The organism is Chamaesiphon minutus PCC 6605, assembly GCF_000317145.1.
In the GTDB taxonomy this organism is placed as follows: domain Bacteria; phylum Cyanobacteriota; class Cyanobacteriia; order Cyanobacteriales; family Chamaesiphonaceae; genus Chamaesiphon; species Chamaesiphon minutus.
Window position 1 is genome coordinate 4,122,136 of the sequence record NC_019697.1, and the last position, 22,413, is coordinate 4,144,548.

Here is a 22,413-nt window from a genome sequence, read left to right on the forward strand (position 1 = left end):
CCCACGCTCCCCGCTCCCCGCTCCCCATCCCAAATCACAACTCCCACAAGACACTAACACCCAGATAATTCTCCAGCAACAGTTGCAAATAACGACGGGCGATCGCGGTTAGCTCGCATCTGGCAATAGCTAAATGTGGGCTTTGACGTTTAATCTCGCCAAAAATCTGACAGTAGCGATAAAATTCTAGCCAGCTTTGAGCTAGATCGATCGTCAATTTCGGCCAATTGGGAGGACGGGGGTTTACTCCCAACGAATTATTACTGTAGATTGCATCTAAAACCGCCATTAAGGTCTGAATTAGCCGCCTTTCGGCTGCAAGATCGTAAATGCTCGTTAACTGTGCTAGAAGCGGATTTGCGGAGCAATCTCTCTTTGCTACTGGAGAGCTAGCACTTGCTCTATCTGCCGTACTAATTTGCCAATCTGGGGTCAGTGCGATGATTTTCTCTCGCTCGGCTAATTTGAGTAAAGAACAACAGCGGGCATGGGTGTAAATCGCTACAGTCGGTATGGGAACTGCTCGATCGACCTGTAACTCAAGCTTGAGTGGTATATAATGAATATACTTTAGCCACCGATCGATTGCTGAATCGGCCACTTGAAAGTAAATATAGCCAGAATCGTTGTACCAGCAGGCTAATTCTAAGCCACAATGCTCGATAGACGTCTCATTCGGGACTGGCGATCGGAGATTTTCACAGATTTTTAAGGGATTTAATGATAATTTTGCGCCTAATCGGTGTGCGATCGTGCTGACATACTGGTATTGTGTTGTTGTAACAAGCTGAATCGATCGCTCGGACTGCAACTCCCAAGACCAATCTGGCGGTAATTCAGTAGCTGCGTTGTCACAATCATGTAATAAACGTAAGTGAACTTGCTGAGCCATCAACTGTAAATAGTTGGCAATCGTGCCTGCAATTGTCGGTGCTAGTGGTAGTAGAATCGGGTCTGACACGCGAATAATCTTCATAGCCCAGCCCCGACTTCCAAATTACGTAGTACATTCCAGAATAAAATAAAGTGATTAACTACATCAAAATACATGTAGAATCATTGAGAATCATGTGCCGTTCCGCTGGTTTGTTATGCATTCATCTACCCCGCCAAAAAATAATACTCGATCGTTTTCAACCTGGCATCGACTGCTAGATTGGGCGCAAGAGCATTATCGCTATCGAACATTTGCCAAAGATGCCCAGATTCCCACTCGCTCTGGTTTATTATACTTAGTCCAAAGGGGCACGATCCGCCTCAATGGTTCGGCAGAAACCGAGCCGCCAGCCTATCCACACCAAAATATTACCCCAGCAGAGTTTCAGCTCCAAGGCGGCGATGAAACTTTTTTGGGTTTTGTCGGCGCGGGACAACCATTTGAAATTGTCGATCGATCGCCATTTACACTCCAGGCTTTTGCCCATACAGACAACACTTCAATTTTCTGGATGTACTGGCACGATCTCGAAAACTTCCCTAGTTTCCGTCGCGAGATTTTAGATTCTTTCCGTTACCAACACCAACGGAAATTATTATGGCTCAACACCCTCGGACAACGCCACACGATCGAGCGATTGCTCGGCTATTTAACCTTACTCATCGAAGAATTTGGCGAACCTTGTAAGGAAGGTTATTTTTTACCGTTCCCGCTCACTCATGCCCAAATTGCCAGTGCCATCGGGACTACCCGCGTCACTGTCACCAGGCTGATGAAAGAATTACGCGAAGAACGCAAAGCCATATTAATCAAAGAAGATAATCTCATCTGTTTGCTTTCTCCATCGCAACCAGAATAACAGCTAACTTTGCAAAACGCGATCGGCGATCGGCGATCGGTTTAAGTTAAACTAGGGAACGATAATCCATTAGTGTAACTGCGATCGCCCCATGATTTTGCCAGGTTCGACCATTCGTGTCAAAAACAATAATGATATCTACTACAACTTTCAAGGCTTAGTCCAACGCATCACCGACGGGAAAGCGGCGGTGCTATTTGAAGGTGGTAACTGGGATAAAATGGTTTCTTTTCGCCTCAGCGAAATCGAACTAGTAACTCCAGCGCAAAAATAATTCTTTAAAGAAACCAGCAGCATTCAAGATTTCTCTGTTCTTTCGCATATACACAAGTCTGCCAGACTTCGTTTTAGGTTGGGTTACCCCCCAACCCCCCCTTTATAATGGGGCTGGGGTGGGGTAACACAGACTATGCAGCAACTTAAACAACTCGTGTAGATACCGCTCCCCCACTCCCCGTTCACAATTGTGTTTGACTTACAAGGACTCAATATATACCTCATCGGCATGATGGGCTGTGGTAAGAGTACCGTCGCCCCATTACTCGCCGATCGATTGGGTTACAATTTTCTCGATACCGACATTACGCTTGCTAAATCTTGCGCCAAACCTTTAGGCTACGATTTTGAAGATACCGATCTGAGTGAATCAGAATTAATCGCCAAAATCATTAGAGAACTGTTCCAAACCGTCGGCGAACCAGAATTTCGCGCTATTGAAACCCAAGTCCTCGCCGAAGTCTCCGCTTATACACGACTAGTCGTTGCCACAGGCGGCGGCATCGCTATCGAGCGCGAGAACTGGAACCACCTCCATCAAGGCTTAGTCATTTGGCTCGATCCAGCAGTAGATCTCCTCGTCGAACGTCTTCAGGGAGACACCACGCGCCCCATTCTAGCCAACTCAGAAGACCTTCAGTCCAAATTAGACCAACTTCTTTCAGAACGTCGTTATAGATACGCTGAAGCCGATATTCATCTGCCCGTTCTCCGCGATCTCACGGCTGAAGAAATCGTAGATCGGATCTTAGCCGCTATTCCTACTGTCTTAAAAACGCCGAGTATTACTCCAGATTAAAGACGATATCTTCATATATTCGATCGATGGGGAAAGTGCAATTAACACTCTTGAGTTCGACATTATCGCCTACTCCATAAGACATCAGTTCCCATCGATTGCGCTCGTTGCGTTGGTATACATCCAAACACATATCAGTCGTGCTTACCAGGACGTATTCCTGAAGATCTGGAGATCTGCGATAGATCCTAAACTTATCACCCCTGTCATACGCCTCAGTGCTAGGGGATAAAACTTCGATAATCAAACAAGGGTGACTGATAAATTTATCGGCAGTTCGATCGCGAGGATCGCAAGTGACGCTAACATCGGGATAAAAGTAAGAATTTGATGATTCTATTTGTACTTTTGCATCAGAATTTAGTACCTGACAGCCACTTCCTCGCAAATGATTTCCAAGAGCGAGGGTAAGGTTAACAGCAATTTTACTATGGTTGATGGTGCCACCCGTCATGGCATAAACGTTACCATCGATATACTCATGGCGAAATTCCTGTGTTTCCTCCCAAGCTAGATATTCGGCTGGCGTGAGTCGCGGGAAATCTTCTTTTAAAGCAATCATCAGCTCAAGGGTATGATGAAGTACGATTTAGAGCAATTGTACCATTTTCCTGAGTCGGTGTCGATCGATTCCAACTCAGTCGATAAATTCCAACAAATCGAACTCTCTACGAATATCTAATAACGATCGATCGAGCAACGGCTCAAAGTCGAGAAACGGTAACAGCTTCTGACGGTTGCGCGTTTTAAACCAAATCGGAATTAAAGTTGGGATTAGCTTCGGCAGGACTCTCAGCACAGATCGATACAGCCACAGCGATCCCTTCTCTCGTATCATATCGTCATACATCACATCTACCGCTGGCGAATCTTTCATCTTCAGATAAGTCCCAAACGTACACTCACTAGTCCACCAGAATAGCGGTAACAGCTTAAGCTCATCGAACATACCCGTATCGCAGCCGTAGATAACGTGTCCCGCATCGTGAGCCAGCAAGATTTTGGCAAATTCCGATGGTTGGGTATGGGGATTCGTCACATGAGGATTGAATTCATAGTACTCGGCGATGCCTTCGTGTAGGGTTTGAGTGCTATTTTTGTCGAGATAGAGAGGTTGTTTAGCCATTTTCTTATTTACGATACGATAATGTATCGTAAATTATAATAACACGTATGAATAATGCTGACAAAAAACCACGCGGTAGACCTCGTAGCGATCGATCGCATCAAGCCATACTGCAAGCAACCTTAGAATTGCTAGCAGAAGTTGGCTTCGATGCCATGAGTATCGAGGCAATTGCAGCTCGTGCGGGTGTAGGTAAAACCACCATCTACCGCCGTTATCCGTCTAAAGAAGAACTGATTGCAGATGCGATCGAAAGTATTCGCCAAGAAATTGTGCTACCGGATACGGGTAATTTGGACACAGATATCGACGCGCTAATTCAAAATGCCGCCCAGATCGTACTTACCCCACTCGGACGACAGACTGTCGCAACAATCGTTAGTAGTGCCGCTCACAATCCGCAATTTGCGCGCATTTATTGGACAAAATATCTACAGCCGCGACGCCGAGATTTTGCAATTGTCATCGAACGTGCCAAAGCCAGAAATGAAATCTTACCAGACGTAGACTCAGATTTAATCTTCGATCTAATGAGTGGAATTATGCTCTATGCTTTGATTTTTCAACCCACAGCCGATTGGATTAGCTACACTCGCCGCGCCCTAGATCTCGCACTCAAAAGTATGCGAGATCTGGCGAGAGGATAGATCCAAAGCTTTGTTGAACAAGTACAGGATCTCTGATGAGATCCGCTACACTCTTATGTAGATTCACGGTTGACGCTTAACGGTTAGCATAGTTAGATTAGCGATCGCGTCCTGTTAGTAGCGAGCGAGATTTTGTGCCAGATCCCAACAATTATCGAGAGCGAGAAGAACAGCTCCGCCAGCGCGAGCTAGATTTGAGACTGCGCGAATTAGAATCCGAGATCCATCGTGTCGAGCCGCCTTTTCATCCTACAGTGAGAGATAATCGCAGCAACAAACCCACTCGTAGTTTTAAAAGAGATTTAATCCTAGCGGCGAAAGTTTCCGGGTTCTTCTTGACTGGTGTTGTAGTTGTATACATCTCTCAATGGCTGGCGTGGATTTCCTTCTTTGCCCTCATTGGTGCCGTTGGCTGGGCATGGTTTGAATTCGGACGCAAATCTTAAATCCTGGTGCTTAGTCGGCAACTGCCCTGAAATAAATTGTCTCGTTCCGAGAGGCTACGCCAACGGGCTAACGGCGAAAGTTCACTGAAGTGAACTAAGATATTTTGCTTTTATGACAACGATCGACCCCGCACTAGCTCCCTTTATAAAAGAGGATAAAATTCCCTCCTTGGAGGGGTGCCCGTAGGGCGGGGTGGGTAGATCTCCACAGTACCCCAACAACCTCAACCCCAAATCCTATGATGTCAACTGCTAAAACCAATCGTTTCCTTCAAGATTTAGATCGAGTTGCGAGAGTGCGCCAAGAAGTAGCTAGTTCCCTCAGCCGGATGGTAACCAAGCTCCAGAAATCCGAACTCGCCGCCCAGACTGGATCTGGAGAAATGGGATTCGATCGAGATTTAGCAGATCTAACCAAAGCCAGTACCAATCTCCAAAAAGGTGTCTTTCGGTTGATGGTATTGGGCGATATGAAACGGGGCAAAAGTACGTTTCTGAATGCTTTAATCGGTGAAAATATCTTACCGAGCGATGTCAATCCCTGCACGGCATTATTGACAGTCTTGCGCTATGGCGAACAGAAAAAAGTCACCGTTCATTTCAAAGATGGTAAGCCACCAGAATCGATAGATTTTAGTACGTTTAAAACTAAATACACCATCGATCCGGCTGAAGCTAAGAAATTGGAAGAAATTAACAAACCTGCTTTCCCTGATGTCGATTATGCCGTGGTGGAATATCCCCTAGAATTACTTTCTAAAGGGATCGAAATCATCGATAGTCCCGGCTTGAATGATACCGAAGCGCGCAATGAATTATCGCTGGGATATCTGAATAATTGCCATGCAGTTTTATTCGTCCTCAGTGCGTCTCAACCTTGCACTTTAGGCGAACGTCGCTATCTCGAAAACTATGTCAAAGATCGCGGCTTGAGCGTATTTTTTCTCATCAATGCTTGGGATCGCGTCAAAGAATCATTAATCGATCCCGATGATGCGACAGAATTGGCAGAAGCCGAAGGCAAACTAAATCGCGTATTTAAAGCGAATTTAGCTGAATATTGTACGGTGGATGGCTACGATCTCTACGACGAGCGCGTATTTCCCTTATCTTCGATTACCGCACTCCGAAAACGGCTCAAAGATAAAGACGCCGATCTCGTAGGGACTGGCTTTCCACCCTTTATTAATGCTCTGAATACATTTTTGACGCAAGAGCGGGCGATTGCCGAATTGCGTCAAGCACGAATTATTGCCAAACAAACTTGTACCCACGTCAAAGAAGCAGTCGCGCGGCGAATCCCGTTATTAGATACCAATGTAGACGAACTCAAAGCCAAAATTGCCGCAGTCGAACCGCAGTTTAATCAGCTCCAGTCAATTCGCGATGGTTTTCGCGATGATATTCGCCGCGTCCGCGATCGTCAAGCTCGATCGATCGCCGATTCGATGAAAGTATATTTAATGAAATTGGAAGATACTTTCGAGGCAGATTTTCAAGCTTATCAACCTTCAGATATCCAATTCCTGGACTTCTTTAGTGACAATAAACGCGAACAATTCAATCAATCAGCCCAGAAAGGATTTCAACAATATATTAATGATAAGTATTCTGCTTGGACGCTCTCAGCCCAAAAAGAATTAACCACTGCTTTCAGCGAACTAGCGGAACAAGCCAAGAAATATGGAGTAGATTATCAAAACATCACTCAAGAGATGGCGGAGAAGCTGACAGGTAAAATCCATACCCGCAATAATGCCCTCGAAGATGATGGTACGCCAGCTTGGGCAAAGTGGGCGATGGGCTTATTTTCCTTAGCGACTGGTAATTTTGGGATCGCGGCTTTGGCTGTGGGTGGCTTCAATTTTCAAAGCATCATGCTCAATGTCTTTACTACTGCGGGAATTGCACTAGTCTTTGGTGCATTACTCGGTCCGATCGGAATTATCGTCGCTAGTTTAGGTGTTGCAGCGTTCCAAGTCGATCATGCCCGAAAATATTTTAGCCAGGAAATCAAGAAACAATTAGTCGCTAAGTTACCAGAGATTTCTAGAGAACAATGGCAACCGATTTATAGTGCAGTACAAGAGTGTTTCGATAGTTACGAACGGGAAGCGATCGAACGAATCGATGATGATATCAAAACTCGCAAAATCGAGCTACAAAATCTCGTCAAGCAGAAGGAATCTCAAGAGATCGATCGAGTTACGGAAGTCAATCGGTTACAACAGTTTGAAGCTGATGTGTTGAGTGAATCACTCTCGATCGAGAATTTTTATCAAGGCTTCTTAAATGGTTAATCTGTAGTAATTGCATCTGAAATATAGATGGTGGGCAATGCCCACCCTGCACCTTTTTTACCACTTTCTCATGTCTAAACTTCTTGAAGAACTTGCATATATTTTTGAATGGCTAGAATATACAGTTCCAGACTTAGCCGATCGCTACAATCCAGGTTTGACGCGCCAACAGATCGATAATCTAGTTAAAGATTTACCATTTAGGTTGAGCGAGGAAGTTTACGAGCTTTATCGATGGCGAAATGGAGAATCTGACTTCGGTTATTATAACGGCGAATGTATGGTAGATTTTCTATTCCCCGACCATCACATTTCAGGAAATTTATCGATACCTTTTTGGCCTTTGCAAGATGCTATTAAAACCTATTGTAAATTATGGAAGATGGAAGAATCAAATCTGAAAAATCCACCTTATGAAGGTGCCCATCTCTGGGATCGAAAATGGTTTCCAATTGCTTCAATGGAAAACAAAAGCATGTTAATTGTTGTTGGCGATCTCAATCCATCACCCATTTATCAGATTGAGTACGTTTTTCACGATCGTCCATTAAGAGTTTACAAAAGCTTAACCAGCATGATTTCTACGATCGCAGAATGCTGTGAATCAGATTTATACAAACTTATCAGAGATGATGACGATGAAAAAGAAGAAATGTTTTTTTACATCAAGTTAGACGAGGAAAAGCAAGAAGCAGAGAAAGATACATACAAAAAATACAACTCTTGAAGAGCGATATTGTCAGCTCGTAGGGTGGGCATTGCCCACCATCTTAATTAACGATCGAGCTAAATATCTAAAAGTATCTAAACCTAAACTAACAAATTACTTAACTCGATCGATCCTGGATTTGTCACCCCTCACCCACCGATATTGGGACAGAAACTTATGTAGACCATCTATGATGGAATAATCCATATATATTTGTGGACGATGACAACGCAATTTAACCGCTCCTTACCCAAACCATCTACGAACATGAAAGTGACACTTCTGGTAGAAACTATCCAACCTGGAAAAGTTGCTGCTTCTGTCTTGGAGTTTCCCGATTCTCGGATTGAAGCTGAAACTAGAGAAAGCGCGATTTCTCAATTACAGGCTAACTTTTTAGAACGACTCAAGCGGCTAGAAGCAATTTCCTGGAATATTCCTGTCAATGCTTCAAATAACATGGGGATGGAGTTTGTGGGTGTCTTTCAAGACGATCCAGATTTTCAGGCGATATCTAGAGATCTCTTAGCCGAACGCGCCTCAGAAGACGATTCTGAAGTCGATCCGTCGTATTATGCCTAGAGGTAGATCTCTTGTCTAAATATATATTGGATACCGACCATATATCGCTCATCTTATTTAACCATCCTCAAGTTACAGAAAATGCGGCAAAACATCAAATTGCGACTTCGATCGTGACAGTGCAAGAACTCTTTAACGGCTGGATTGGGCAAATTAACGATCCAGCACAAATCAATAATTTACCTGCCTTATACTCCAAACTATCTACCACTCTAAAGTACCTACAGACTGTGGAAGTTTTAGACTTTACTGTAGAAGCGGATGAGTGCTTGAAAAATCTATTAAGTGCCAATCCACCTTTACGGAAGAATCGTCTGCAAAAAGACATGCGAATTGCGGCGATCGCATTATCTTTAGATCTTACTGTTGCCACACGCAATCGTAAAGATTTTGAATTAGTACCCAATCTCAATCTCGTCGATTGGACTCAGTAAACTTTGTCGATTTGGTGTAGATATCTACTCACTCAAATTTCTCTGTATATAGTGAGTATAACGATCGCGACCGATAAAAAAAGCCCCATAGTTATTGCTTATTTATTTAACCCGATCGACAAGCCATGAATTCCTCACTCATCACCCACCTCCAAACTGCTGCTAACAAGCTGGAAATCGACCAAAACTCTAGATTGGGTAACGATCTCAAAACGCTTGCCAGTAAAGCAGGTCGATCGAATTATCAAATTGCCGTATTTGGCCCCTTCAATCATGGTAAATCGACATTATTGAATGCGATCTTAGGCAATAAAACATTACCGATCGATCTGATTCCGACGACGGGTGCGGCGATTAAAGTTGTCTATGGTGAAGATATTGCGACGAAAATTACCCTAACTAATGGGCAAATCATCGCGGCTAAGAATACCGATATTTTAACTGAATTTGCGATCCTAGATAACGATCGACGGATGCGGGATGATGTGTTAGAAGTCGAGGTAAGTTTTCCCCATCCGTTTTTACAGACTGGGGTTGAATTAATCGATTTACCAGGTACGAACGATCGCGACGAGCAGGATAACTTAGTACGCGATCGATTATTGGCGGCGGATTTGGTGGTAAATGTGTTAGATGTACGTAAATTGATGACGCTCGGCGAGCGCGAACATCTGCGGGATTGGTTAGAAAATCGTGGGATTAATACCGTGGTATTCGTGGCGAATTTTACGAATATGTTGGAGCCAGAAGAACAAAAAGAAGTTCAACATCGCCTCCGATTTGTCGCTGAGAGTTTTCGCTCTCAATTACCACCAGGGATTAGCAACCTCTATCGAGTTGACGCGCTCCCTGCTCTACGCGCTCGCCTGAAGGGTGACGACGCGACTTTGCATACTTCGGGGTTATCCTCATTTATTTCGGCACTCCAGGCGATTGTGTCGCACCAGCGCGAGAAACTAGCCGAGGTGCGGATGCCTGTGCTGCAATCGTTGGGATTAGAAATTCAAGGATTATTACGATCGCAGATTGCCAAATTGACGGCAGAAGTTAACGAAACTAAAGAGAAGTGCGATCGAGAATTAGCCCTCAAGCGTCAAGCGCAAACATTAATCCAATCTGGATGGGAAACCAGCCTCAAAGAAGTCGAGCAGTGGTTATATTTACCCAACCTGATTAGCTTCTATCAGTCGCCATTAACTACGGCGATTCAAAAAAATGGATTTGGGGAATGGGAATCGAGTAACGTCCGTCCGCGATTGCAACATTCTCAGCAAGAAATTAACGATTGGGTTACTAAAGCCGAAAGCTTTTTTAATACTTCTCCAGTCGAACCCCTAAAGATCGTTTTACCCGATCCGCCTGAAGTCTTATTACCAGAATCACCAACTCAATCTCCACCAAAACCTACAACACCATCTTCAACAATCGATAATTTGGCACCCACCGCACTGGCAACTGGCTTAGGCTGGATACTCGGAGGGCCAATAGGAGCGGTCGTTGCTGGCGGTGCGAGTACGATTGCAAATAAGCGATCGGGAGATCGATCTTCGGACAACACTAGTAATAGTAAAACTCCCGATAACTCGGCAGAGATTTTAGAAGCTTATACCGATGCGGCGGCTGATTATTTATTTAGACTAAATACTGAAACGATCAAGACAATTAAAGCCTATCGCGATCGAGCGGCTGCGGCTATTAATCCAGAAATTAAGCTCGATCGCCAGGTCGATTTGCATCAACAACAAAACTTAACAGATTTAGAACGCTGCTTGGCAGATGTATTAGCTTCAGCCTCAGCGTAACTGTGCCTAAAAAAAATAGATATTTATTTCATACTTTTAGCTTAAATTCATCCATAAAACAAATTGTGTATGTTATATTGGAAGGTAGACATCAATAAGATTGCAGACAAATGTTCTGATTCTAGATATCTGACTGGTGCGCCAACCTGTGGTTTGAGCGTATACCGTCACGCATGATTATTAGTCGATCGTGCGATTAGCTTAGTGGTAAAGCAGCCGAGGTATCGGTCGAGCCTGGGTTCGAGTCCCAGATCGCACAGCTAGCTCGCCCACATTAGAATTGTGAGCATTGGGAATGGTTTGCATTAAAAGCCAAGTGGTTAGAAACCGCTCCTCGGAATGCAAAGTCCGCCTTCACGGACTGAGATAATAGTCCGCGAAGGCGGACTTTGCAACCCCAGGCGCGATTTTAATCGCTGGCTCCACTGGTTCCACAATTTTAATCTGGGCGAGCTAGTACCTCCCAAAAGTTAGCTCATTAGGTAGAGCAGTTGACTATTAATCAACGTGTAACAGGTTCGATTCCTGTACTTTTCACCAAATCCTCCAGCCAACGAGGTAAAAGTTAGGCGACTTCTTAGGGTGAAGTTGGCGAAAGCCAAAACCTATGCCTAAAGGTTAGATTAGGCACCCTACTCATAATAGGCGGCGCAAGCCACAAGCGGTACGAGAGAAATCTCAAAATGGTTCGAGTCCATTATTTTCAACTCTGGAAAGTTGGCGTTTTGGTAATATTTAGTCGCTTAGCGATCGAATATTGCAACAGATTTTGTACCGACAATCGCGTGCATCTTTAATTCGAGTATCTGCCTTCATCTGCTAGGGTTGGTATTTCTTCGGGAATACTAGTTTTAGTCGAGCGAACGCGATATTTGCTAGTTAGAGTCGATCGAGTTATCTTCGGATAGCGCGATTCGACAACTGCTAACTCAATCCAATTTTAGATAAACCCTTCGTCCGTCACAAAGCTGTCGAAAACGCCAGCAATTACAGAGTTAACCAAAGCGAAAAAATTTCAATTCTATTCTCCATCGTAGGTTGGGTAGAGCGAAGCGAAACCCAACAAGCAATATGTTTAAAACATTCTACATCAAACCTCACGAGCGAGGTATATTATTCAACCGTAGCGATTTTAAGGCGATTTTATCACCTGGTACGCATCGTTATTTCGGCTGGGATTGGAGCGTCAAGACATACGATCTCAATCACCCAGAAGCGCAAATCGAACAATTAGAACTGCTCCTGCAAACCGATCGCGATAAACTAGAGCCACACCTGACGATCGTGCGGACGGAATTCGATCGAGTCGCTTTACTTCAAGTCAAACAAAGTTGGATCGTAGTCGCTCCTAACCAATTGCGCGCTTTTTGGAAAGGATTTATCCCCGTCGAAGTGCGGTACTTCAATCTATCCGAAAGTTTGGAATTACCACCAGATCTAGTCGAAAAAACGCGCGGATTTGCCCTCAGTGGTATCAAAAAATTTCAGGTGTCCGAATCAGAAATCGGTTTGATGTACGTCCAGCATAATTTCGTGCGTCCGTTGGGAACTGGTGAATATGCTTTTTGGTCATCGTCAAAAGATTTGCAATTTAAGACGCTCAATCGGATGATTCCGAATCCAGTATTCCCCGATGAAGATGTCTTAATCGATCGACACCCCGAATTTATCGCGCAGTATTGCACCGTTGTCGAAACATTAGCGCAACAAGTTGGCATCGTCCGCGATAGGCAACAACCGATCGCGATTTTACCACCCCACAGTCGCAAATTATTTTGGCAAGGCGTGACGGTAGAAACGATCGATATTAGCAACGATGCGAAACTTTCCAATCCATTAGTTGCCGAATTAGTATCGGGGAAAGACCAGATTAAAAAGCTCGCCAATGATGCCCTCCACGTCCGTGAAGTGCCCGTCCAACATCTGGGCTTCTTGTATGTCGATCGGGTATTTCAGACGCAGCTAGAGCCAGGAATCCATGCCTGGTGGACATTCAATCGATCGTTTACATCGATCGCGATCGATATGCGCCTGCAAAATATGGAAATTTCGGGACAAGATATTCTCACCAAAGATAAAGTCCCCGTGCGGCTAAATCTCACCGCTGGCTATCGGATTAGCGATCCGTTGCAGGCGATGAATAATTTGGCAAATATCAACGGCTTTTTATACAAAGAGCTTCAGTTCGCCCTGCGTGGAGCCGTGGGCGAGCGGACTCTGGATGGAGTACTGGAAGATAAAGGCACGATCGATCGCGATATTGCCGAATATATCCGTGTCAAGACTGCCAATTATGGCTTGACAGTCGAATCTGTCGGCGTCAAAGATATCATCCTCCCTGGGGAAATCAAAACCATCCTCAGCAAGGTAGTCGAAGCAGAGAAATCTGCGCAAGCCAACGTCGTCCGCCGTCGAGAGGAAACCGCCGCTACTAGGAGTATGCTAAATACTGCCAAAGTGATGGAAGAAAACCCCGTCGCGCTGCGATTGAAAGAGTTGGAAATCTTAGAACGCATCGCCGAAAAGATCGATCGTATCCAAGTCAATGGCAGTTTAGACAACATCCTAACCGATCTAATCAACATCAAAAAGTAACCAAAAAAATCCCCTCCTTGGAGGGGTGCCCGTAGGGCGGGGTGGGTAAGATCTTCGCCGAAGTCCTTCATCCCCGATCGCCTCCATCAACGATCGGTTACAATTCTCGATCAAAGCGAGAAGGCTCTAAGATCGATCGTCACATCTAGCCAAAGTTGCTCATGCTGAGATTGTTGGTAGGCAGTGGAGATCTACCCACCCCGCCCGTTGGGCACCCCTCCAAGGAGGGGATTTTTTAGGGGATTTGGTATTTAGATAAATAACAATTGGGTTAGTTCGATCGCTTATTTAAGAAATAATATCTTAATCGAGTTATGGGAGAAATATTGTTTAGATGAATCTAGTTAAAAAATATTGCCTGCGGACGATCGCGATCGCCATCCTATTCATATTTGGATTAGGCATATCTCCATTACCAACTTTAGCAGCAGAAAGCACGTCGCAGTGGGGTTATGAAGGCGATCTAAATCCTGATGCGTGGGGCAAGATTTCGCGCGACTTTGCGACCTGCGATTTAGGTAAATATCAGTCGCCGATCGATATTCAAGGTGCCGTAACAGGACAACCAGTGCAGATTGCCTTTAACTATAAATCATCACCTTTGAGTGTAGTGAATAACGGACATAGCATTCAAGTTAACTATAATTCTGGCAGCACGATCTCGATCGATGGTGAAGAATATCAATTACTACAATTTCATTTTCATACCCCTAGCGAACATAAAATTGCTGGTAAAGCTGCGGCAATGGAAGTACATTTCGTTCATCGCAACGCAGCAGGCAAACTTGCTGTAGTGGGCGTAATGATGAATGAAGGCCGAGAGAATTCGATCGTCAGTAAAGTTTGGCAGGCAATTCCACCAATCGGTCAAACAAACAAGATCGATAACATCACCATCGATGCTGCCAAGCTATTGCCAAATAGTAAATCTTACTATAGTTATATCGGATCGCTGACGACACCACCTTGTAGCGAGGGCGTTAATTGGACTATTTTAACGACACCAATTACAATTTCCAGCTCGCAACTTCAGGAGTTTAAAAAGTTTTACCCGATCGATGCACGTCCGATTCACTCTACCAATGCTAGGAAAATTGAATTGCATGGGTCTATTTAAACTAATACTTGCACTGAAAAGCTTCAGCTAAGATTTGACGTTCACGATCGTAGAGTGAGAAATCCCAAGATAGTGTTGTCTCTGGACGCTCGGCAATAACTCGATCGCGAACTTCTGCCATCTGTTTTGAGTAATCTATAAGCTCGATTAAAAAACCTAATTCAAAGATCGCTTCAAATACACTTTCAAATAGATAGATGGTAGGATGTCCAGAAACAATGCCTAGTTGAGTAGCGACCGCATTATTACAGATTAATATTCCTCCAGTATAATTAATCGCATGACATAAATCTCGATATATCCATGGTGTACCTACCCAAGATTTATCTATTTCTGGAGATTTACCAAGCAACGTTCTCGTGCTGCGATCGTACTTAAGTTTTAGACGATCGGACATATTTGGCGAGATATTGACGCTTGTCAAAAGTAGTTGTCGCTCTCGAATTGTATAAGCACAATGAAATCCCCGAACGCAAGCACTTGAAGCTGCTTCTGGATAAACACCATAAGCGGTAGGCTCGAACCATCCTTCCCTATTACTACATTGTTCGATCGCATATCTTCGATCGTCGATCGAGATTTCATCCCTAATTTGAGCAGTCATTTATAAAATCTAGTAGTCTACGGCGTAAATAAGGTTACTATTTTGCGGGGAGCGGGGAGCGGCGGCTTTGCTGACGGGAAAGCGGATGCACCCACGCGGAGATTGGAGGAGCATATGTTGCACCAAGCAAGCGAGACAGCGACGCAGCTCCCTTCGGGAAGGCTCCCTCCCGGATTATGCGGATGCGCTCCGGTCGGGTTTCCCGACCGTGGAAGCGCACCAAGCAGCGAGACAAGACAGGGAGCGGGGAAAGAAATGGTTGATTAATTTCTGCCGCATAGTACTACCAACTTGAGTTAATAGCGATCGAATTCAGGATTTTAAATGTAGCCTTTTTAACACTCTTTAGCCACAATGGCTAAAATTGCGTTAGCATATTTGAGAGACTTCAATCCATACGAACGATGAAGTAATAATGCTAACATATCCATAGCTGCCGCATTTTGTCAAGTAAGTAAAAATGACGATCTTGGCTTGCAGCATAGCAATTTTAGATAAATAATCTCGACTACCTGTATCCTAAATTTCAATAATTTACTAATTAATCGATCGATAGATCGGTAAATTTGTATCGTCACTATTTAGATAGTGACTGCTCTGTGACGGGCTAGATTTAACAAGTTGGGATGAGATTGGCTAGTTATTAAAGTTACCAGAGAATATATAAATTGCTGGTTGCTTTGTTCGATCGGCGATCTAAAGAGCGATCGCCGAAATTAGGTCAGCCCGATTTTAAATAGAGGAAGATGACAAAACTTTTTTATGCGGTGTTAGCGAACTCGCTAGTAGCTTCGCTGACAAATTCATTCGTGTGGTTTGCGGTGACATTTTGGGTATATTTACAAACTCAGTCGGTCGTTGTGACATCGGTAATGGCCGGGATCTATCTGCTGACAGTTGCAACTTCTGGCTTTTTGCTTGGCTCTGTAGTCGATCGATATCGCAAAAAATCGGCGATGATGCTGTCGAGTATTTGTTCGTTAGTGGCCTATATTCTCGATTACATCATTTATAGATTTACTCCAGCATCGGCATTTACCGATCCAAGTAGCGTCATGCTATGGATATTTATCGTCCTGGCATTGATTGGCGCGATCGCGGGCAATCTGCGGACGATCTCACTGTCCACACTGGTGACATTTCTGATTCCCGAAGCAAAACGTTCTCGCGCCAACGGTTTAGTTGGCATGGCAAATGGCGTCGCCTTCTTAATCTCTTCGATTATGAGCGGACTAGCGATCGGATTTTTAGGGATATATTGGATGTTAGTCTGCGCGATCGGGCTGACCATTTTAGTTATCTGCCATTTATCCATATTATCAATTCCCGAAACCAAGATCGTTCATACCGAATCTCATCTCGATAGTATCGATTTACGTGGCACGATCGCCGCATTAGAGTTAGTTCCTGGGCTGTTTGGACTGATTTTTTTTACCACCTTTAATAACTTTTTGGGTGGAGTGTTCATGTCGCTGATGGATGCTTATGGCTTGTCGTTGGTTTCGGTACAAGTATGGGGCATTCTGTGGGGCTGCTTGAGTTTGGGCTTCATCGCAGGTGGGTTGGTGGTTGCCAAAAAAGGTGTCGGTGCCAATCCGTTGCAAACGCTGTTTCTTGCCAATATCGTGATGTGGACGATCGCGATGTTGTTTACAATTCAGCCATCGATCGTGTTATTGACGATCGGGTTATTTAGCTATTTATGCCTGATTCCGATCGCGGAAGCTTGCGAACAAACCATCCTCCAAAAAGTGATTCCCCCAGAACGACAGGGACGCGTGTTTGGGTTCGCTCAGAGTGTCGAGCAAGCAGCATCGCCGCTAACTGCATTTGCAATTGGGCCGATCGCACAAGTCTGGTTTATTCCGTTTATGACTACAGGTGCTGGCGTAGATCTGATTGGGGGCTGGTTTGGGACGGGCAAGGATCGGGGCATTGCGCTGTTATTTACAGTCACTGGCGCGATCGGGCTACTGATGACGTTGCTAGCCATGCGCTCGCGATCGTATCGCAAGTTGTCGGGGTATTATCGATAATGTCGTTAAGATTGACATTCAGAGCCTTGGCTCGATCGCGATGAACTCGAACGCTCGTGGTAGCGATCGTTATTTTTTAAGTTAGTATTCAGTGAATCTTCATCTAACCTCGAACTTATAGCCTCTGTTGTTAGACAGAAATATTGGAGTTTTTGGGCCAAGTGAAATAGAAGGTAGCACCGTGGGGAGGCTGGGACTCTATCCAAATATTGCCACCTTCAGCTTCGACAATTTTTTTGACGATGCTCAGACCGATGCCGGAGCTGTCGTTGCGGCGTTGGGGATTGACAGCTTGGAAAATAATAAAGATCCGCTCGTGTTGTTCGGGGGCAATGCCTGGGCCATCATCGGCTACGGCAAATTCATAAAGATCGCCGCGATCGCGACCCGAAATCTGGATCGACCCATGGTCACAGTCGTGATGTTTGATGGCGTTACTAATTAGGTTGGTCAATACTTGGGATAAAAATAGGCGTTTGGTATTGAAAGTGGGTAAATCGGGCGCGATCGCGATTTTAAAAGTCGGCGGCGGCGCAATTGAATCGATAACCTCCGCTACTAATTGCGATACGACGACTGGCTCGATCGGGGCCACCATTCTACCGACACGGGCAAAGTCGAGCAGTCCGTCGATAGTTGCTTCCATCCGGTGGACGCGGTTGCGCAGTAAAGATGTGTGATGTCGAACCCGATCGGCAAGTATGCTCTCTAAGTCATCTTCGATCCACTGAGCCAGATTGGCAATACCGCGCAGTGGTGCTTTGAGATCGTGGGAGACCACATAGACAAATGAGTCCAACTCGCGGTTGCGTTCTTCGATTTTAGCCGCCGACTCACCCAAGAGACGATTGACTCGATCGAGTTCGCGGACTTGTTGTTCGAGTGCGGCTTGGCCCTGCTGGCGTTCGGCTTCTGCTCGTTTGCGCTCGGTAATTTCTTGCACCATCACATTGACGCCCACGACGCAATCTTCAGCATCTTTTTGCGGGTAACAGCAGACTAGCCAGTGTCGTAATAGATCGGGTCGAGCGGGATGGCTCCCACTCAATTCTAGGTCGATAATTGGTTCTCCCGATTCAATTACTTGTCGATACAGTGCCTCGATCGTCTCAGCGGCTCCAGGAAACAGCTCGCTAGGAGTCCGCCCGATATGTGCCGCGACCGGAAACCCATTAATTCGCGCTAAATACTCGTTGAGGCGAACGAATTGAAGATCGGTATTAATAAAACACAGTCCCACTGGTGCCGATCGATAGATCGCTTCGATTTCGCCTAATTGCTGTTCGACAATGGCTTGTGCCGCTCGCGTGCGTTCTTCTTCTACTCTCAAGGCTTGCGCTGCTCGCGCCCGATCGCCGATCGACCAAATCTGCCTCACCACTGCCTGCATCAAGCCGATTTCATCCTCACGCCAGTGTCGCACTCTTTGAGTACTCACATGTAGGGTCGCCACCCAGCGACCTTCAGACAGACAGGGAATTTTGGCAACCGCTCTGGCACCAAACTGCCGATAGCTGTCGAGATAAGGTGCCAGGAGCGGCTCAGTCGTCAGATCGTCGATCGCCACTGCCTCACCTGCAAACAGCGCAACTTGTAGCTCTGGCGGCAAAGAGCCACCGAGCGTATAGATCCCCGCTGCATCGGACAACCCCTCGCGATGCCAGTCGCGCTCGATCTTGGCTAGCCGTCGTGCCCAATCGACTTGAGACCACGTTACCCGATCGACATCTAGATATTCACCCAGACTCTTAGCCGATTCCCATTGGATTTCGTCAGCATCGGTAACTTGCCGCAGCCGTCGCGTCAGATCGTTGAGGAAGCGTTCGTTGAGTTCGGTGTTTTTGCGAGCGGTAATATCCATTAGCGTCCCCAACAGCCGCTCTGGCACATCTGTGGAGTAGCGATCGGCTCGTCCCTGTGCGAGTACCCAGCCCACCGTCCCATCGGGGTAAACGATCCGGTATTCTTCAACGTATTCCCGATCCTCGCGAATGGCACTTTGCACGGCATCAGCGACCCGCTGGCGATCGTCGGGATGAATGAGATCTAGAGCCTGTGCCAATGTCACCGTCGCATCTGCTGGCAGCCCAAAAATTGCTTTGCAACGCTCGTCCCAAGTCAAAGTCTGGCTCTGGGTATCGATATCCCAAATTCCCTGTTTGGCAGCACGGAGGGCAAGTTGGAGACGTTCTCTACTCGATCGCATCCGAGTAGCCGAGCGCACTCGATCGTAATCGAGCCGATTGAGAATACCCGCATTGATTCTAATTTGTCCCAACCAGATCGCCGTTAAGGAGATCGACATCAGCGACAGGGCAACGTTAACGTTGTATAAATTGGCTTGCAGACCTTGCAAAATCAGCCAACCAACGATCGCTGGTGCCAAAATTGCCGCTGGCATAAATCGCCGCGCGCTCTGACCGCCCATCAGCTCCGTAGTAATCGCTCGCATAAAGCCGCGATCGCTCCTCAGTCCCAAAATGCCTACACTCAAGGTCAAAAAAGTGATGGTGGTATGCAGTGCCATCGAAGTCATCACTGTATTGAGCCGCACATTATATGCATAGCTGACGCTCGCTTGCATGGCGATCGAACCCGCCACTACGGCCATAATTTGGGCGATCGTTACCCCATCTACTTGGACTTGGTGTTGGGGTTGCTTTGACGAGCGTCGCTCTGGGCTATTTATCAGTAATAGTGCCGCACCTATCAAGCAAAAGCTCACGGCGGTATTGATGCCCATCAGATCGGAATCGACAGTACCGATCGCCTTAAAATCTCCCAACCATCGATCGTCAGCACCTATCTGCCAGCCAAATAGATATTCACAAATAGTCAATAGAGGAATGACAATCGCGCTAAGCGCAAAGCCGCTGGCCATTTTCTCTCCCCGCGCACTCTGCGGTTGATGAGTTTTTAGCAGCAGCGAGATTCCCGCCAACACAAAACAAATAGCCGTATTTACCTTCATCGACACCCCACCAGGGATGGCACTCTTGAGGACTGCAATATCTAATTGCCAACCAATTAATACCAGCACTCCGATGGCGATCGCGCTCTTACTGGCAATTCCAGCGAGATGCTGCCCGCTCTGCTCTAGACGATTGGTATTTGGTGGAGAGAATCGTTGCTTAGATCTGATAAATGACGGCGAGTGCTGCATATCGCTCCGATAATTGTAAGTTATGGGTCGAGCGCGATCCTATGCAGTAAAGTATGAACTAGAAAGCTCTACAATACTGGATGACAAGTATCGATCGGGTGTCAGGCTGCCATGCGAGCGACGTATATTACTACCGCGTCACATACAGACATTTTTCAATAGAAAGGCTAGATGACAGAGCCGACGACTGACTACAACACTTAATTTAGATAAATGTATCGATCGAATTTTTTATGTTTCATTGATTTTATCAAAAACTAAATATTTTTTCTAGCTTGTTCTCATAGGTCGATCGATCGGGCTTTATGCAGTTATAGAGCCAATTCTACTGGCGTTTATCTATTTTTTAGTAACAAATAAAAGTCAAAAATATCACAATTTTTAACAGCCATTTAAAAAATCGATTGCTAGATAACTGCTTAATTCAACGATCTACCTTTGGGTAGAAGCGATATAGAAGTGCTTCTGCCATGCTGAAGATACAGTATTAAAACTTAGGTAACCAGATTTTCATGGCAAACTTACACGACATTGTTGAAGGCGTTCAAGATGCTTTGGGCAACCTGACACCCACCCCAGTCATTCTGCAAGAAGAATCGACCGCCCACGACCTCAAAAAACGGTTGGAATGGGCCGAACCAGCCCTATCGATTATCGATATTCGCGATCGGGAAGCTTTTAACCAAGGACGCATCACCGGGGCAATGTCGATGCCGATGGAGCAACTCGACGAGATGAAATCTACCCTTCAACCCGAACACGATATTTATATCTATGCGGAGTCTGACGAGCGAGCGCACGAAGCCGCTGAAATGCTCAGAGCTGCTGGCTTTAAAGCCGTCACCCACATCATGGGCGGTTTAGATGCTTGGCACGAAATTGGCGGCCCCACCGAAGGCATCCAAGAAGATGGCATTCCACCCGAAGCTAATGCCTATAACGTCGTCTCTCGACTCAAAACCGAGCACGACGTTCAAGAAGCTGGCAAAGCGCAACAGGCTAATTAACCAATCGCACAATTAGCCCGTAAACGAAGTCAACCATACTTGTGCGTACACCGTAGCCTTAAACAGGGGGAACCAGATCCGAAAGTCCCCCTGCTTGGTGCGTTTCAAAAGCGTGGGTGACCCGCGCGGAGCGTTGCAGTGTGGTTGGGAAACCCGACCACACTGCGATACGAGCGTCAATATGACTGAGAATGGCTGGGAAACAAATTATTTATGATTGTCAATCTGACTGATGAGGGCTGGGAAATAATTTATCATCGCGCTCACGCACTACTAGCGGCACAAATTGCGGGGTATTGGCAGACACCTGACGATACTACCCGCTTGGTAGATACGATCGCCGCGATCGCTCATCATGACGATCTCGAACGTGAGTGGGAAGGCGACCACCTAACCAAATCCGGTGCTCCACTCGACTTTACGCTGGGCAACGGGGAGGATTTGGCAGTGCCGCCACTATATAAGCATGTGGAAGAAGCACTCTATCGGGGGCGATGGGTGGCATTGTTAGTGTCGATGCACATGAGTTTCTTGCTAGAAGGACGGCGGGGCGAGCTGTCCGAACTCGACGAGTTTTTGGACAAACAAATCGAGCTGCGACAGACTTGGTGCGACAGCTTAGGTATCAGTGAAACTGATGCCGAAAAAGCTTATGCCAAGATGCAGTGCTGCGATCGACTCTCATTAATCTTATGTCAACGTCAAATTCCTGACGGCGAAAGGTTTTTAGAAATCGCCAAGGGGCCAGGAGGCGAGCGACACGACTTGCTGCAACGTGGTGACAAGACGCTGACTGTTAAGCCGTGGCCGTTTAAAGATGAAAAATTCACCGTGCGGGTCGATGCTTCCCTACTGACGCAAATGCAGTTCGATAGCGACGAAGAATTAATTGCATCGCTCCAACAAGCACCGATAAGTTCGCTCGAATGGACTTTTGCAGCCTAAATAAACTTAAGTAATTAATCCAATCGAAA

20 protein-coding genes and 1 tRNA gene are annotated in these 22,413 nt (G+C 45.8%); 16 read left to right on the forward strand and 5 right to left on the reverse strand.

The window, feature by feature from the left end; all coding sequences use genetic code 11:
* Positions 1-34: 34 nt before the first annotated feature.
* A complete protein-coding gene (locus CHA6605_RS18860) occupies positions 35-976 on the reverse strand; it encodes a hypothetical protein (protein WP_015160995.1) in 942 nt (313 codons plus the stop codon).
* Positions 977-1,091: 115 nt separating this feature from the next.
* Here CHA6605_RS18860 and CHA6605_RS18865 point away from each other — a divergent pair, with 115 nt between their 5' ends.
* From CHA6605_RS18865 to CHA6605_RS18875, 3 genes are all read left to right on the forward strand, one after another.
* Entirely contained in the window at positions 1,092-1,796 is a 705-nt protein-coding gene (locus CHA6605_RS18865) for a Crp/Fnr family transcriptional regulator (protein ID WP_015160996.1), read from the forward strand.
* A gap of 91 nt (positions 1,797-1,887) precedes the next feature.
* Positions 1,888-2,070, forward strand: a complete 183-nt coding sequence (locus CHA6605_RS18870) for an NAD(P)H dehydrogenase subunit NdhS (protein ID WP_015160997.1) — start codon at positions 1,888-1,890, stop codon at positions 2,068-2,070.
* Between the two features lie 192 nt (positions 2,071-2,262).
* Positions 2,263-2,871, forward strand: a complete 609-nt coding sequence (locus CHA6605_RS18875; protein WP_015160998.1) for a shikimate kinase — start codon at positions 2,263-2,265, stop codon at positions 2,869-2,871.
* On the opposite strand, the gene CHA6605_RS18880 is transcribed toward CHA6605_RS18875, so the two are convergent.
* Both CHA6605_RS18880 and CHA6605_RS18885 read right to left on the reverse strand, forming a co-directional pair.
* Positions 2,858-3,433: a Uma2 family endonuclease gene (locus CHA6605_RS18880; RefSeq protein ID WP_015160999.1), complete on the reverse strand. Its 576-nt coding sequence runs from the start codon at positions 3,431-3,433 to the stop codon at positions 2,858-2,860. The two genes, CHA6605_RS18875 and CHA6605_RS18880, sit on opposite strands and share 14 nt — an antisense overlap.
* A 75-nt stretch (positions 3,434-3,508) precedes the next feature.
* Positions 3,509-3,997, reverse strand: coding sequence for a hypothetical protein (locus CHA6605_RS18885; protein WP_015161000.1), 489 nt, complete (start codon positions 3,995-3,997; stop codon positions 3,509-3,511).
* Between the two features lie 47 nt (positions 3,998-4,044).
* On the opposite strand from CHA6605_RS18885, the gene CHA6605_RS18890 reads away from it, so the two are divergent.
* The 10 genes from CHA6605_RS18890 (at position 4,045) to CHA6605_RS18940 (ending at position 14,629) form a co-directional block, all read left to right on the forward strand.
* Positions 4,045-4,644, forward strand: coding sequence for a TetR/AcrR family transcriptional regulator (locus CHA6605_RS18890; protein ID WP_015161001.1), 600 nt, complete (start codon positions 4,045-4,047; stop codon positions 4,642-4,644).
* Between the two features lie 134 nt (positions 4,645-4,778).
* On the forward strand, positions 4,779-5,090 hold the full coding sequence (locus tag CHA6605_RS18895; protein ID WP_015161002.1) for a hypothetical protein: 312 nt from the start codon (positions 4,779-4,781) through the stop codon (positions 5,088-5,090).
* 239 nt (positions 5,091-5,329) lie between these two features.
* Positions 5,330-7,390, forward strand: coding sequence for a dynamin family protein (locus CHA6605_RS18900; RefSeq protein WP_041548275.1), 2,061 nt, complete (start codon positions 5,330-5,332; stop codon positions 7,388-7,390).
* A gap of 70 nt (positions 7,391-7,460) precedes the next feature.
* Complete coding sequence (locus CHA6605_RS18905; RefSeq protein WP_041548277.1) at positions 7,461-8,117, forward strand: SMI1/KNR4 family protein; 657 nt, start codon at positions 7,461-7,463, stop codon at positions 8,115-8,117.
* Positions 8,118-8,321: 204 nt separating this feature from the next.
* Positions 8,322-8,681 (forward strand): hypothetical protein, encoded by a 360-nt coding sequence (locus tag CHA6605_RS18910; RefSeq protein ID WP_041548279.1) that lies wholly within the window; start codon positions 8,322-8,324, stop codon positions 8,679-8,681.
* Positions 8,682-8,692: 11 nt separating this feature from the next.
* Positions 8,693-9,115 (forward strand): type II toxin-antitoxin system VapC family toxin, encoded by a 423-nt coding sequence (locus tag CHA6605_RS18915; protein ID WP_015161006.1) that lies wholly within the window; start codon positions 8,693-8,695, stop codon positions 9,113-9,115.
* A 125-nt stretch (positions 9,116-9,240) separates the two neighbouring features.
* A complete protein-coding gene (locus CHA6605_RS18920; RefSeq protein WP_015161007.1) occupies positions 9,241-10,917 on the forward strand; it encodes a dynamin family protein in 1,677 nt (558 codons plus the stop codon).
* A gap of 190 nt (positions 10,918-11,107) precedes the next feature.
* A tRNA-OTHER gene (locus CHA6605_RS18925) sits at positions 11,108-11,176 on the forward strand.
* Between the two features lie 812 nt (positions 11,177-11,988).
* Positions 11,989-13,512, forward strand: a complete 1,524-nt coding sequence (locus CHA6605_RS18935; RefSeq protein WP_015161008.1) for a slipin family protein — start codon at positions 11,989-11,991, stop codon at positions 13,510-13,512.
* A 334-nt stretch (positions 13,513-13,846) separates the two neighbouring features.
* The gene (locus CHA6605_RS18940; protein ID WP_015161009.1) at positions 13,847-14,629 is read left to right on the forward strand and encodes a carbonic anhydrase; all 783 of its coding nucleotides are present in this window, start codon (positions 13,847-13,849) and stop codon (positions 14,627-14,629) included.
* A gap of 1 nt (position 14,630) precedes the next feature.
* Here the strand turns inward: CHA6605_RS18940 and CHA6605_RS18945 are convergent, their stop codons facing one another.
* Complete coding sequence (locus CHA6605_RS18945; RefSeq protein WP_015161010.1) at positions 14,631-15,233, reverse strand: hypothetical protein; 603 nt, start codon at positions 15,231-15,233, stop codon at positions 14,631-14,633.
* Positions 15,234-15,979: 746 nt separating this feature from the next.
* Between CHA6605_RS18945 and CHA6605_RS18950 the strand changes: the two genes are divergently transcribed.
* The gene (locus CHA6605_RS18950) at positions 15,980-17,269 is read left to right on the forward strand and encodes an MFS transporter (RefSeq protein ID WP_015161012.1); all 1,290 of its coding nucleotides are present in this window, start codon (positions 15,980-15,982) and stop codon (positions 17,267-17,269) included.
* A 130-nt stretch (positions 17,270-17,399) separates the two neighbouring features.
* Here CHA6605_RS18950 and CHA6605_RS31825 read toward each other — a convergent pair whose 3' ends face one another.
* A complete protein-coding gene (locus tag CHA6605_RS31825; protein WP_015161013.1) occupies positions 17,400-20,432 on the reverse strand; it encodes a sensor histidine kinase in 3,033 nt (1,010 codons plus the stop codon).
* Positions 20,433-20,944: 512 nt separating this feature from the next.
* Here CHA6605_RS31825 and CHA6605_RS18960 point away from each other — a divergent pair.
* Together CHA6605_RS18960 and CHA6605_RS18965 are read left to right on the forward strand one after the other, a co-directional pair.
* Positions 20,945-21,439, forward strand: a complete 495-nt coding sequence (locus CHA6605_RS18960; protein ID WP_015161014.1) for a rhodanese-like domain-containing protein — start codon at positions 20,945-20,947, stop codon at positions 21,437-21,439.
* 213 nt (positions 21,440-21,652) lie between these two features.
* Entirely contained in the window at positions 21,653-22,384 is a 732-nt protein-coding gene (locus CHA6605_RS18965; RefSeq protein ID WP_015161015.1) for a DUF3891 family protein, read from the forward strand.
* Positions 22,385-22,413 lie beyond the last annotated feature (29 nt).

Bases quoted from the DNA above. Each gene is read 5' to 3' on its own strand.
- CHA6605_RS18960 (WP_015161014.1), top strand. From the start codon at position 20,945: ATGGCAAACTTACACGACATTGTTGAAGGCGTTCAAGATGCTTTGGGC.
- CHA6605_RS18920 (WP_015161007.1), top strand. From the start codon at position 9,241: ATGAATTCCTCACTCATCACCCACCTCCAAACTGCTGCTAACAAGCTG.
- CHA6605_RS18965 (WP_015161015.1), top strand. From the start codon at position 21,653: ATGATTGTCAATCTGACTGATGAGGGCTGGGAAATAATTTATCATCGC.
- CHA6605_RS18880 (WP_015160999.1), bottom strand. From the start codon at position 3,433: ATGATTGCTTTAAAAGAAGATTTCCCGCGACTCACGCCAGCCGAATAT.
- CHA6605_RS18870 (WP_015160997.1), top strand. From the start codon at position 1,888: ATGATTTTGCCAGGTTCGACCATTCGTGTCAAAAACAATAATGATATC.
- CHA6605_RS18945 (WP_015161010.1), bottom strand. From the start codon at position 15,233: ATGACTGCTCAAATTAGGGATGAAATCTCGATCGACGATCGAAGATAT.
- CHA6605_RS18865 (WP_015160996.1), top strand. From the start codon at position 1,092: ATGCATTCATCTACCCCGCCAAAAAATAATACTCGATCGTTTTCAACC.
- CHA6605_RS18890 (WP_015161001.1), top strand. From the start codon at position 4,045: ATGAATAATGCTGACAAAAAACCACGCGGTAGACCTCGTAGCGATCGA.
- CHA6605_RS18940 (WP_015161009.1), top strand. From the start codon at position 13,847: ATGAATCTAGTTAAAAAATATTGCCTGCGGACGATCGCGATCGCCATC.
- CHA6605_RS18935 (WP_015161008.1), top strand. From the start codon at position 11,989: ATGTTTAAAACATTCTACATCAAACCTCACGAGCGAGGTATATTATTC.
- CHA6605_RS18900 (WP_041548275.1), top strand. From the start codon at position 5,330: ATGATGTCAACTGCTAAAACCAATCGTTTCCTTCAAGATTTAGATCGA.
- CHA6605_RS18910 (WP_041548279.1), top strand. From the start codon at position 8,322: ATGACAACGCAATTTAACCGCTCCTTACCCAAACCATCTACGAACATG.
- CHA6605_RS18905 (WP_041548277.1), top strand. From the start codon at position 7,461: ATGTCTAAACTTCTTGAAGAACTTGCATATATTTTTGAATGGCTAGAA.
- CHA6605_RS18885 (WP_015161000.1), bottom strand. From the start codon at position 3,997: ATGGCTAAACAACCTCTCTATCTCGACAAAAATAGCACTCAAACCCTA.
- CHA6605_RS18860 (WP_015160995.1), bottom strand. From the start codon at position 976: ATGAAGATTATTCGCGTGTCAGACCCGATTCTACTACCACTAGCACCG.
- CHA6605_RS18950 (WP_015161012.1), top strand. From the start codon at position 15,980: ATGACAAAACTTTTTTATGCGGTGTTAGCGAACTCGCTAGTAGCTTCG.
- CHA6605_RS31825 (WP_015161013.1), bottom strand. From the start codon at position 20,432: ATGCAGCACTCGCCGTCATTTATCAGATCTAAGCAACGATTCTCTCCA.